Source organism: Ferribacterium limneticum, assembly GCF_020510565.1.
GTDB lineage: Bacteria > Pseudomonadota > Gammaproteobacteria > Burkholderiales > Rhodocyclaceae > Azonexus > Azonexus limneticus_B.
In genome coordinates, this window is sequence record NZ_CP075189.1 from 288021 (window position 1) to 300165 (window position 12145).

The window sequence follows — 12145 nt, forward strand, 5'->3', positions numbered from 1 at the left end:
ATAACTGGAGGAGACATTCAATGATCAAAAATTTCAAACCCGCTATTGCCGCCGCTGCGGTGTCCCTGGCCATGCTGTCGCAGATGGCCGTGGCTGCCGAGGAGCAGTTCTTTCCGCTGATCGACTACCGCGTCGGGCCCTATGGCTCGAACGGCCAGGCTTTCTACGGTGGTTTCATCGATTACCTCAACTACGTCAATCTCAAGGAAAAGGGCGTCAATGGCGTCCAGATGACCTACGAAGAGTGCGAAACGGAATACAACAACGCCAAGGGCGTCGAGTGCTACGAGCGCCTGAAGAGCAAGGCCGCCAAGTCGGCAGGCCCGCTGCACACGATGTCGACCGGCATTTCGTACGCCCTGATCGACAAGTCAGCCCAGGACAAGCTGCCGCTGGCCATGATGGGCTACGGCCGTACCGATGCGGTGGACGGCTCGGTCTTCCCGTACGCCTTCCCGCTGGTCACCACCTACCAGATGCAGGCCTCGGCCATCGTCAAGTTCCTCAAGGACAAGAACGGCGGCAGCCTGGCCGGCAAGAAGATTGTTTATCTCTACCACGACTCGGCCTACGGCAAGGAAGCCATCGTCGCGCTGAACGCCGAAGCAGGCTTGAATAAGTTTGAACTGGTGCAGATTCCGGTCGCGCATCCGGGCAACGAGCAGGGCGCGCAGTGGCTCAAGATTCGCCAGGAAAAGCCTGATTTCGTCATTTTCTGGGGCTGGGGCGTCATGAACCAGACGGCTTTGAAGGCCGCCCAGAAGGTTGCTTTCCCGCGTGACAAGATGATCGGCTCGTGGTGGACGGGGTCGGAAGAAGACGTGATTCCGGCCGGTGAAGCCGCCAAGGGCTACATGGCCGCGACGTGGAACGTCGCTGGCAAGCAGGTGCCGGTGATCGCCGACATCGAGAAGGTGGTCTACGGCGCCGGCAAGGGCAACCTGCAGGACACCGCGAAGATCGGCACCATCCTCTATAACCGCGGCGTTTCTGCCGCCGTGCTGTCGGTCGAAGCGATCCGCAAGGGCCAGGAAAAGTACGGCAAGGGCAAGGCGCTGACCGGTGAACAGACCCGTTGGGCGCTGGAAAACCTGAACATCAACGACGCCCGCCTGAAGGCTCTCGGCGCCACCGACCTGCTGCCGGAAATCAAGACCTCCTGCGACAACCACGAAGGTTCGGGCAAGGTGAAGATCCAGCAGTGGGACGGCGCTAAGTGGGTGCCGGTGTCGGGCTGGATCGAGGGTAACAAGGGATTGATCCACCCGCTGTTCCAGGCTTCTGCCAAGCAGTACGCCAAGGAAAAGGGCATCACGCCGCGCGATTGTTCCAAGGAAAAATGAGACGGCAGGAGAAAGGAGTGGGGGCGCGAGCCCTCGCTCTTTCTCTCCGTCCCATGAATCGGAAACGCATATGACTACACACACAGCCGCTGCGGCGGGCGAAAACTACCTGAGCATCAACAACATCGAGGTCATCTACGACCACGTGATTCTGGTGCTCAAGGGCGTGTCGCTGAATGTGCCGAAAGGCAAGATCGTCGCCTTGCTCGGGGCCAACGGTGCCGGGAAATCGACGACGCTGAAGGCGATTTCCAACCTGCTGCACGCCGAACGCGGCGATGTGACCAAGGGCTCGGTCGAATACAAGGGTGATCGCATCGATCAGCTGACGCCGAACGAGCTGGTCAAGCGCGGCGTTATCCAGGTCATGGAGGGGCGGCATTGCTTTGGCCACCTTACGATTGAGGAGAATCTGCTGACCGGAGCCTATACGCGCTCGATTTCGCGTGGGGAGTTGAAGGACAGCCTGGAGAAGGTTTACCACTATTTCCCGCGCCTCAAAACGCGGCGCACCTCGCAGGCTGGCTATACCTCGGGTGGCGAGCAGCAGATGTGCGCAATTGGCCGGGCGCTGATGGCCAAGCCGGAAATGATCCTGCTCGACGAGCCATCGATGGGGCTAGCGCCACAGATTGTTGAAGAGATTTTCGAGATTGTTAAGGATCTGAACTCGCGGGAAAACGTGAGTTTTCTGCTGGCCGAGCAGAACACCATGGTCGCGCTGAGGTATGCGGACTTCGGGTACATCCTGGAGAACGGGCGGGTGGTCATGGAGGGGGATGCGGAGGATCTGAGGACCAATGAGGACGTTAAGGAGTTCTACCTTGGTCTCTCCTCGGCCGGCCGAAAGTCCTTCAAAGACGTAAAGCACTATCGTCGCCGCAAACGCTGGCTCTCTTAGTCGGTTGCAGTGCGCGTTCCATGGCGGCGTTGTCGGCCGGCTTGTTGGCAGGAGCCAACGGCGCCGGCCTCCGCCTTGCCCTGAAACGCTACTTTGCAACCGTCGTGCTGTGTTCCTCATGGCTGAGAGGGCATCAAACCCAAATGCCACGGTCAACCGGAAAAAACGGAGAAAAATGAAATGAGCTATTACGACCCGCTCGAGACCCGCGATCCGGATGAGCGCGAGGCGGATTTGATGGACAAGCTGGCGCGTCAGGTGGCGCATGCCAAGGAAACGACGCATTACTATTTTCAGTCGTTGGCCGGGGTCAACCCGTTTGAATGTGCGACGCGCGAGGCGCTGGCCAAACTGCCGCTGACCCGCAAGCGTGACCTGATCGAGTTGCAGAAAAAGACGCCGCCATTTGGCGGCTTGAATGCCTTGCCGCGACACAAAGCCAAGCGGGTGTTCGCGTCGCCCGGGCCGATCTACGAAATGCAGGGCAAGGACATTGATTCGTGGCGCATGGCGCGCGTGCTGTACGCCGCCGGTTTTCGCGACGGCGACCTCGTGCACAACTGTTTTTCCTACCATTTCACGCCGGGCGCTTTCCTCATGGAAGGCGGCGCCCGCAAGCTCGGCTGCGCGGTCTTTCCCGGCGGCACCGGGCAGACCGAGCAGCAGGTGCAGGCGATGGTCGATCTCAAGCCGGAAGGCTATGTCGGCACGCCGTCCTTCCTGCGCATCATTGTCGAGAAGGCCGAGGAAATGGGCGCCGACATCAGTTCCTTGCGCAAGGCCTGCGTTTCCGGTGAAGCCTTGCCCGGCGTTACTCGCCAGTGGCTCAACGAGCGTGGTATTTCGGTGCGCCAGTGTTACGCGACGGCGGACATCGGCGCCATCGCCTACGAAACCGAGGCTCAGGAAGGTATGGTCGTCGAGGAGGAAATCCTCGTCGAAATCGTTCGTCCGGGCACCGGTGATCCGGTCGAGCCGGGCGAGGTCGGCGAAGTTGTCGTCACCACCTTCAATCCGGATTACCCGTTGATCCGCTTCGCCACCGGCGACCTGTCGGCCATCCTGCCCGGCCGTTCGCCCTGTGGCCGCAGCAATATCCGCCTCAAGGGCTGGATGGGCCGCGCCGATCAGACGACCAAGATCAAGGGCATGTTTGTCCACCCCGAGCAGGTCGCCCAGATCGCTGCCCGCCATCCGGAAATCCACCGCATGCGGCTGGTCGTCGACAACCCGGGCGGTCAGGACCGCATGGTGCTGCATTGCGAAATCGAAGCCGGCCACGAGGCGCTCGACAAGGCCTTGGTCAACAGCCTGCGCGAAGTGACCAAATTGCGCGGCGATGTGGCATTTGTCACACCGGGGGGCTTGCCCAATGACGGGAAGGTGATCGAAGATAGCCGGATCTATTGATCCGGGAAATTGCCATGCGAATTCTCCTCGTTGCGCTGGCTTGCCTGACGCTATCAGCCCAGGCCGCCGAGCCAGTGGTTTTGCGGCCATCGGCCAAGCTGCTCTTCAAGCAGCCGGAGCTGCTGCAGGCCGGCCAGTGCGTGCGCTACGAGGAGGGCGGCAACGGCTGGGTGGCGACCGATCCGGTCTTTTTCCTCAAGGGTGAGGTGCTGGCCGCCGAGGTGCGCACCCGCCATCTCGGCAAATGCCCGGTGGTGCCCGGCAAGACGCTCGAGCGCTACAGCCGCGACGAATTCAATCGCCACGTTCAGGCCTTCCCGTGTGTCGCCGAGGGTGTTCCGGAGCGCGACGAACAGAGCGGGGTTGTCCGCATTCGCGTCGCCGACTGGGAAACGCCGCATGCCAAAAAAGCCGAGAACGCCGGTCGTTTGTATCGCGGCATGTTCGTCGAGAAGAAGCTCGAAAAAGGCATGGAAATCGAGCTCGAAGCTGACCTGCTGACCGTCTGCGAGCTCTAGCCGCCGGCGTTTGGCTTCCGGGCTGTTCCTACGGTCAACCGGAAAAAAGCGGCAATTTTGAAATCCTGCCGCGCCGTGGCGGGAACAGCCAGCGGCTAATCCGCGACCAGCTTGAGCAGTTGTCCCTTGCCTTCGTCGGTCAGCAGGTAGATCGTCCCATCCGGCCCCTCGCGGACATCGCGCACGCGCTGGCGCAGGCCGGTGAGCAGCTTCTCTTCGCGGACGACCCGGCTGCCATCCATCTCCAGTCGGGCCAGATAGTCGAATTTGAGCGAGCCGACGAGCAGGCTGCCGCGCCAGGCCTTGCCGTAGCGCTCGCTGCGCACGAAGGTCATGCCGGATGGCGCAATCGACGGCACCCAGTAATGCAGCGGCTGCTCCATACCGGCCTTGCCGGTCAGGCCATCGCCAATCGCGCCGCCGCCGTAATTTTCACCGTAGGTAATGACCGGCCAGCCGTAATTCTTGCCCGGCTCGGGGCGATTGATCTCGTCGCCGCCCTGCGGGCCGTGCTCGTGCATCCACAGGCGGCCGTCCGGACCGAGCGTCGCGCCCTGGCTGTTGCGGTGGCCGTAGCTCCAGATTTCGGGCAGTGCGCCGGGCCGATTGACGAAAGGATTGTCGGCCGGAACGCTGCCATCCTTGCCGATGCGGACGATCTTGCCGTGATGGTTATCGAGTTTCTGGGCGTCGGCCATGCGCGAACCGCGTTCGCCGAGGGTCAGGAAAAGCTTGCCATCGTCTGCCTCGACGATGCGGCAGCCAAAATGCAGGCGGCTGCTGATCTTGGGTGTTTGCCGGAAGATCGTCGTCACTTTTTCCAGCCGTCGGGCATCGGCGGAAAGGCGGGCCGAGGCGAGCGCCGTCGAATTGCCCCTGCCCAGCGCCGCTGGCTCGGCGTAGCAGAAATAAATCATCCGGTTGCGGGCAAAATCGCGGTCGGCCACGACGTCGAGCAAGCCGCCCTGACCGGTGACCTCGACCGCCGGCAGTCCGTCCACCGGGGTGCCGACCTTGCCGTCGGCGGTAATCACGCGCAGGCGGCCCGGGCGTTCGCTGACCAGCATCCGGCCGTCGCCGATGAAGGCCAAACCCCACGGGTGGTCGAGTCCGCTGGCGACGACTTCGACGCGAAGTTCACCACTTTCCGCCGCCAGCGGCAGTGCCGTCAGGGCCGCGAGCAAGATGGCGAGCAGGGGCTTCGGCATTTCGATTTTGGCGATTATTTCCGGTTGACCGTGGGAATCAGCCGGCGATCTTGCCGCGTCCAAACAAGCCCTTGACGGCTTCCTGCAGGTCGGCCGGGAGCACGATGACTTTGGCGTTGTCCTTCTCGCCCATGCGCTCCAGCGCGGCGATGTATTTTTCGCCGAGCATGTAGGACATCGGCCCGGTCTTGTCACCGATCGCGGCAGTGATACGGCGGATCGCTTCGGCCGAGGCTTCGGCCAGCATGACTTGGGCGTTGGCGTCGCGCTTGGCCGATTCCAGCCGCGCCTCGGCTTCGAGAATGGCCGATTGCTTTGCCCCTTCCGAACGGGTGACGACGGCCTTGCGTTCCCGCTCGGCGGCGGCCTGCATTTCCATAGCCTTCTGCATCGACTGGGAGGGCTTGATGTCCTGGATTTCGACCGACTTCACGGTCAGACCCCAGTCCACCGCCTCGTCGGCAATGCTTTCGCGCAGCCGGGCCTTGATCTTGTCGCGCGACGACAGCGCCTCGTCAAGCTCCATTTCGCCGACGATGGAGCGCAGCGTCGTCATGATCAGGTTGCGGATCGCTTCGGAAAAATCGGTCACGCCATAGACCGCCTTGACCGGATCGGTGACCTTGATGAAAGCGATGGCGTTGGTCAGGATCACCGCGTTGTCGCGGGTGATGACCTCCTGCTCCTGGACATCGAGGATGATGTCCTTGGTCACCAGCTGGTAGGCCACCTTGTCGAGGTAGGGGATGACGATGTTGAGGCCGGGCTTGAGCGTGCCGTGGTACTTGCCGAGCCGCTCGACGATCCATTCCTCGCCCTGCGGCACGATGCGCACGCCTTTGGCGATGGTGACGACGACAAAGACCAGAATGGCCAGCGTGACGATAAAACCTGCGTTCAAGTCCATTTTTCGACCTTTCTAAGCCTTGTCTACCTTGAGAAAACTGCCTTCCACCGAGACGACCCTGACCCGTTCGCCGGCCGCGATGGCGGTGTCGGCGACGCAAGCCCATTCTTCCGAGCCGAGCAGCGGCCCCTGAAAACGTACCTTGCCGCGCGCGAAGGGGGCGACGGCGCTGACCAGCAGGCCGATTTCACCGACCGCCTCGCCATCGGCCGTGCCCGAGCGGGTCTTGACGAAGCTCTGCTTGAAAACGCGGAACCAGAGGAAAACCATGGCCAGCGAGGCCAGCGTCCACGTCGCCAGCTGGGCCGTCAGTGACAGATCGAAAGCCAGCGCGAGCAGTCCGACGAGCAGCGCGCCGAGGCCGAACCAGACAATGAAAAACGAGGGGACGGCCAGTTCGGCGAGAATCAGCGCAATGCCGCCGACGACCCAGTGCCACCATTCGAGATGCATGTTTTTCTCCTTTGCCCGGCGAGTATTTCGGGTTTGCCGGGCAGGGTCAAGGCGGATTTCAGTTTTGGCCAATTTTTCCGGTTGACCGTGGAAGTCGCCAATTGCTCCCCGGCACAGCGATTAAAATGCGCCGATGAACACCGCGCTGCTGCTCCTCCCCGATTTCGCCCTGATCCTGCTCGGCACCGCCATCCGGCGCTGGATGCACCTCGGCGACCATTTCTGGAGCGGCGTCGAGAAGCTGGTTTATTTCATCCTGTTTCCGGCGCTTCTCATCAACGCCATCATCAAGACCAAGCTCGACATCGGTTCGGCGCTGCCTCTCCTCGCCACCGCCCTCGCCGCGATGGCCGCCGGCATGGTGCTCGGACTGATTCCCAAACTGTTCAGCCGCCTGCCGGCGCTGACTTACGCTTCGATGTTCCAGTGCGCCTACCGCTTCAATTCCTACATCGCGCTGGCCGTCGCCGGCATGCTCTTCGGCGCGCCGGGCATCGCAACGATGGGCCTGATCGTCGGTGCCGCCGTGCCCTTCGCCAATCTGGTCTCGGTCTGGATGCTGGCCCGCCACGGCGATTCCGGCCTGTGGCGCGAAATCGCGCGCAATCCGCTGATCTGGGGCACCGCCGCCGGTTTCCTGCTCAATCTCGCCGGCTTCGTGCCGCCGGCACCGCTGCAGGCTTTTCTCGGGCGACTGGCCGATGCCTCCATCGCGCTCGGCTTGATTACCGTCGGCGCCGCCTTGCGTCTGGACAGCACGCCGGGCGTACGCGGTTTGTCGCTGTGGCTGGTTGCGGTGAAACTGCTCGCCCTGCCGCTCGTCGCCATCGGAGTCGGTTCGCTGCTCGGCCTGTCCGGCCTCAACTATCAGGTGGCGGTGCTGTTTGCCGCGCTGCCCACGGCTTCTTCGGCCTACATCCTGGCCATGCGCATGGGCGGTGACGGCAGGAGCGTCGCCTGGCTCATTTCGGCGACGACGCTCGGTTCCATGCTCACGCTGCCGCTCTGGGCAGCGTGGCTGGCCGGACGCTGACTATCTTTTGACGGCCGGCTTTCGGGCCTTGGGCTTGGCGGCCTCCTCGGCGGCGGCGCTGGCGGCGGCCTGAGCAGCAGCTTCGGCGCTCTGCTGCATCTGCTCGCGCATCTGCTGCATCATCTGCCACGGCCACATGGCGGCGTCGGAAATGGGGCTGTTTTCCGGGTGGATCGCGCCCTGGAAGAAGTTGGGCGGCGGGGCCACCGGGGCTTCCGGGGCGGCTTCCGGCGTCATCGACTTGGCCGCGTCCTTGGCCATCTTGCCCATGGCCTCAACCGCGCCGACCGTCGTGCGCTGCATTTCGAGGCCCTGAATGGTCATCTGCAGCATCGACAGGTTCATGCGCAGCCAGCCTTCGACGGCCTTCATGTCCTTGATGCGCTTGTCGAGTTCTTCAACGTCGAAAGTCGGGGCGACCATGCCGGGCAGCGAGAAGCCCATGTTGCCCCACATACTGCGCATGAAATTGAGGGGGTCGTGTACCTGATTGTCGGACATCTTGGTCTCCTTCTCGTTGTGTTTGGCCATCTTAAACCACTTGGCGCATGTTGACCTTAAGCAATGAGCGTTCATTTGGTGGGCCTATCTCGCACGCCAGGCATCCTTTGAGCTATGCAAAATGATAAATTAGCGCCCTGTTGAATAAGGGGGGCCTATGTTGAAACTGTTGGTGGTGGAAGATCACGCGCTCGTTCGCGAAGGCTTGGTCCGACTGCTTGGTCAGGTCGAGCCGGGCGCACAGGTGCAGGAGAGCGCGGATTTCGAAGCGGCGCTCAATGTCCTCGATAGCGAAGGCGAATTCGATCTGGTCCTGCTCGATCTGGCCTTGCCCGGGATCGACGGCTTTGCCGGCCTCGACATCCTGCGTAGACGTTACCCGGCGATGCCGGTCGCCGTCGTCTCGGCCTTCGACGATTTGCCGACCATCACCCGCGTGCTCAATCTTGGCGCTTCCGGTTTCATCCCCAAGGCCTTTTCCGGCGAGGCGCTGCTCTCGGCGGTGCGCGAAGTGCTGGCCGGCAACATCTTCCGACCGACCGGCCAGTCCTCGTCGCAGCTCGACGACATGACGCCGGTGCCGCCGTCAAAATCGGGCGTGCGTCCCGACGAAATCGGCCTGACCGATCGCCAGGGCCAGGTGCTGGCGCTCATGGTGCGCGGAATGTCGAATCGTGACATCGCCGACCAGCTCGGCCTCTCCGAAGGCACCGTCAAGATCCACGCGACGGCGGTGTTCAAGGCGCTCGGCGTCAATAGCCGGACCCAGGCGCTGGTCGCCGTGGCCCGTTACGGCATCGACTTCGAAAGCGTCTTCTGAAGCTGGTTGAGTAGCGCCCGCAGCTTGGCCGGGCGCACCGGCGCGGGCAGGGCGTGGGCACCGGCCGGCAAAGCCTGTCCGGCCGAGCCGACCAGCACGATGAGCGGTGTGCCGGGCGCCAGCTCGGCGCTGACGGCGGCAGCCGGCTCGACATCACTGATCAGCACGACATTTTCCGGTGGCCGTTCGCCGCCACTGCGCTCGGCGACGCTGACGGCATAGCCCCAGCCCTTGAGCAGGCCGACGCAGGCCACCATTTCATCCGAGTTGCCGATGCAATGGACTTTGCCGGCAGTTGGCGAGGTGCTTTCCTGCGGCTGGGCCACAATCCCCGGTGGGCTGCCGGGCACGCGCAGCGAAAAGGTAGTGCCTTCGCCGAGCCGCGAGCGTAGCGCGACCTGGATGTCGAGGGCGCGCGCCAGCCGGTCGACGATGGACAGGCCGAGGCCCAAGCCCTTGTTGTGTTCGCGGGCCGTGTTGCCGACCTGGTAGAACTCGGCAAAGATCGCTGCCTGATGTTCCCTCGCAATACCGATGCCGCTGTCGCGCACTTCAATCAGCAGTTGCTCGCCACGCCGCCGGGCGACGACCAGCACCCGGCCACCGGCCGGCGTGTAGCGCAGGGCGTTGGAGACGAGATTGGCGATCATACGGTCGAGCAGCAACGGATCGCTGTCCGCCCACAAAGGCGTGGGCCGGAAACGCAGCGTGATGTTGCGGTCGGCCGCGGCGCGCCGGAAGGAATTGGCCACCCGCTCGAAAACCGGTTGCAGCGGGAAAGGGCGGCGGTCCGGCTTGATCCCGGCGACATCGAGGCGGGAAATGTCGAGCAGCGAATCGAGCAGGTCACCGAGCATGGCGGTGGACGCAGAAATCTGCTCGGCCAGGCGCGGCAACTCGCTTGGCGTGCCGCTGCGTACCTGGCGCTGGAGGTCGGCGGAGAACAGCGAAAGGGCGTGCAGCGGCTGTCGCAAGTCGTGGCTGGCGGCAGCGAGAAAGCGGCTCTTGGCCGCGTTGGCGCGTTCGGCCGCATCCTTTCGGCCGGCCAGTTCGACCGTGGCGGCCTGGATGCGCTCTTCAAGATGATCATGGCTGGCCGCCAGTTCGCTCGTCATGATCGACATTTCGCGCACCTGACGGCGGACGAGCAGGGCGCCGACGAAGAGCACGATGGTGACCAGCAAGCCGAGCGAGGCAAGCTCGAAAAGCCGGGTTTTCCAGGCGGCCAGCAGTGTTTTTTCGGGAATGGCGGTCAGGATGCGCAGGTCGGAAAAACCCGGCACGTCGGCGATCGAGACGAGCAGGCCATTGAACTTGGTCAAACCGCTGGCTGGCACCATGTCCCGCAGCTTGCCATTGAACAGCGCGGTGCTGGCCTTGGCGCCGAGGACGGCTGATTGTCGGCTGATATCGCTGGGCCGGCAGGAGGCAATGATTTCGCCGCGGGCGTTGGTCAGCACCGCTTCGAAATCGTCGGACAACCGGTTCGACCAGCAAAAATCCTGCAGGTAAGCCGGTTCGACGGCAGCGAAGACGGCGCCCGAGAAGACCCCGTTGTCAGCGTTCAGGCGCCGGCTGATGGCATAGGTGTAGCGCCCGGAATTGCGGCCGACGTAGGGGCCGAAAGTCGACACGTCGGCGCCATCTTCCAGCGCAGCGAAATACGGGCGGTCCCTGACGTTGACTTGCGGCGCGGGGAAATGCGTCGAGATGAAACGCTGGTTGCCGTAGCGATCGAAAACGATGAGGTCGCGCAACTGCGGCATCGAGCGCGAGTGGCGTTGGGCGATGTATTCCCAGCCCCGCGACGACTCCCACTTTTCCCAGTCGCGACGCGGGCCGGAAAGATCGCTGGCGGTATCGCGCAGCAGCACGTCGATGGCTTCGAAGGTGCGCGCCGTGTGTTCGGCCATCATGATGCCGAAGTGCTGCAGGCGGCGCTCGCCGACCTGAAGATCGTTGTGGCGCACCAGCGTCAGGTCGACGACAAAGACAAAGAGAATGATCAGCGTGCCGGCCATGGCGGCCGTCAGGGCAAGGGTCTCGGGCTTTTGGGTGCGCATTGCCGGGTTGGCGTAGTGACTAGAGTTGGTAGCAGTAGAGCGGACGGGACGGGATGCAATCGACGTCGATGATGCGATCCGGTGTCTCGCCAGGGACGGGGAAACTGTTGCTGATGAAGAGACTGCCCGGCTGCATTTCAGACTTCACCTTGGCCCAGAGTTCGGGCATTGGCGCCGGCGAGAGAAAGGCGTAAACCACGTCGTAATCGCCCAGCTTCGCCTGCCAGAGGTCATCCCAGCGCCAGCGGATATTGGGCCGGCCGAGGCTGAAAAAGCGGCCGACCAGCCAGGTCAGCGGCGCGTTCTCATAGCCGGTGAAATGGCTGTCCGGCAGCGCGTCGGCCAACGGTACGGTGGTGCTGCCGAGCCCGGCGCCGAGGTCGAGAAAACGGCTAGGGCCACGTTCGGCCAACAGATCGGCCAGGGTGGCGACCGTTTGCTTGTTGGACAGGTAAAGCGGCACTTGTCCGGACAGCGCACCACGAAAGACGAGCAGCAGAGAGATGGCAGCGAGCAGGAACCACAGCGGATCGATGGCCAACCCGTAGGTGTACCAGACCAGCGGCATGAAGCCGCCATGAATGACGCGCCACCACCAGGGCTGGCGCGAAACCGTGGCAAAAAACAGGGCGACGCCACCGATGGCCAGACTGGTTTCCAGCCACGGCATGGCTTCGGCCTGAAAGCCGTAATAAGGCCAGGCGATGGAGAGAACAAGGATGACAGCCGCCGCTTGCAGGGCGAATTGTCGTTTCGGCGTTGAATTCATCCGCCGATTTTATGCGATCAGCGCCGAACTCGCCTTTTCTCTTGCTTGAGTGGCGTGTTTGGCCGGTGCGATTAGCGAGCGGGGGGAACGGAATGCGTTGGGTTGGGATGGTTTGCCGGGAAAGCCATCAACCGAGACGATTTCAATTTTGGCCGAAATTTCCAGTTGACCGTGGAAACGCCAAGCCTACTGGTTTTGGGGGAGATATTACGGTTTCGC

Annotated in this window: 12 protein-coding genes; 6 read left to right on the forward strand and 6 right to left on the reverse strand. The window is 62.8% G+C overall.

Going from position 1 to position 12145, the window contains the following annotated elements; genetic code table 11:
• The first annotated feature begins 20 nt into the window (after positions 1-20).
• The 4 genes from KI610_RS01370 (at position 21) to KI610_RS01385 (ending at position 4172) form a co-directional block, all read left to right on the forward strand.
• A complete protein-coding gene (locus tag KI610_RS01370) occupies positions 21-1343 on the forward strand; it encodes an ABC transporter substrate-binding protein (protein WP_226496939.1) in 1323 nt (440 codons plus the stop codon).
• Between the two features lie 70 nt (positions 1344-1413).
• Entirely contained in the window at positions 1414-2244 is an 831-nt protein-coding gene (locus KI610_RS01375; protein WP_226496940.1) for an ABC transporter ATP-binding protein, read from the forward strand.
• A gap of 180 nt (positions 2245-2424) precedes the next feature.
• Positions 2425-3654 (forward strand): phenylacetate--CoA ligase family protein, encoded by a 1230-nt coding sequence (locus KI610_RS01380; protein ID WP_226496941.1) that lies wholly within the window; start codon positions 2425-2427, stop codon positions 3652-3654.
• A 14-nt stretch (positions 3655-3668) separates the two neighbouring features.
• Positions 3669-4172, forward strand: coding sequence for a hypothetical protein (locus tag KI610_RS01385; protein ID WP_226496942.1), 504 nt, complete (start codon positions 3669-3671; stop codon positions 4170-4172).
• Between the two features lie 95 nt (positions 4173-4267).
• On the opposite strand, the gene KI610_RS01390 is transcribed toward KI610_RS01385, so the two are convergent.
• The 3 genes from KI610_RS01390 to KI610_RS01400 are packed head-to-tail and all read right to left on the reverse strand — an operon-like array spanning position 4268 to position 6740.
• Complete coding sequence (locus KI610_RS01390; RefSeq protein ID WP_226496943.1) at positions 4268-5380, reverse strand: PQQ-dependent sugar dehydrogenase; 1113 nt, start codon at positions 5378-5380, stop codon at positions 4268-4270.
• Positions 5381-5417: 37 nt separating this feature from the next.
• Positions 5418-6287, reverse strand: a complete 870-nt coding sequence (locus tag KI610_RS01395; RefSeq protein ID WP_226496944.1) for an SPFH domain-containing protein — start codon at positions 6285-6287, stop codon at positions 5418-5420.
• Between the two features lie 12 nt (positions 6288-6299).
• Positions 6300-6740: an NfeD family protein gene (locus KI610_RS01400; RefSeq protein WP_226403475.1), complete on the reverse strand. Its 441-nt coding sequence runs from the start codon at positions 6738-6740 to the stop codon at positions 6300-6302.
• Positions 6741-6873: 133 nt separating this feature from the next.
• On the opposite strand from KI610_RS01400, the gene KI610_RS01405 reads away from it, so the two are divergent.
• A complete protein-coding gene (locus tag KI610_RS01405) occupies positions 6874-7773 on the forward strand; it encodes an AEC family transporter (protein WP_226496945.1) in 900 nt (299 codons plus the stop codon).
• On the opposite strand, the gene KI610_RS01410 is transcribed toward KI610_RS01405, so the two are convergent.
• On the reverse strand, positions 7774-8274 hold the full coding sequence (locus KI610_RS01410; protein ID WP_226496946.1) for a PhaM family polyhydroxyalkanoate granule multifunctional regulatory protein: 501 nt from the start codon (positions 8272-8274) through the stop codon (positions 7774-7776).
• Positions 8275-8431: 157 nt separating this feature from the next.
• Between KI610_RS01410 and KI610_RS01415 the strand changes: the two genes are divergently transcribed.
• Positions 8432-9094: a response regulator transcription factor gene (locus KI610_RS01415; RefSeq protein WP_226496947.1), complete on the forward strand. Its 663-nt coding sequence runs from the start codon at positions 8432-8434 to the stop codon at positions 9092-9094.
• Here KI610_RS01415 and KI610_RS01420 read toward each other — a convergent pair.
• On the reverse strand, positions 9064-11157 hold the full coding sequence (locus KI610_RS01420) for a sensor histidine kinase (RefSeq protein ID WP_226496948.1): 2094 nt from the start codon (positions 11155-11157) through the stop codon (positions 9064-9066). The genes KI610_RS01415 and KI610_RS01420 overlap by 31 nt on opposite strands.
• 19 nt (positions 11158-11176) lie before the next feature.
• Positions 11177-11926, reverse strand: a complete 750-nt coding sequence (locus tag KI610_RS01425) for a class I SAM-dependent methyltransferase (protein ID WP_226496949.1) — start codon at positions 11924-11926, stop codon at positions 11177-11179.
• Positions 11927-12145 lie beyond the last annotated feature (219 nt).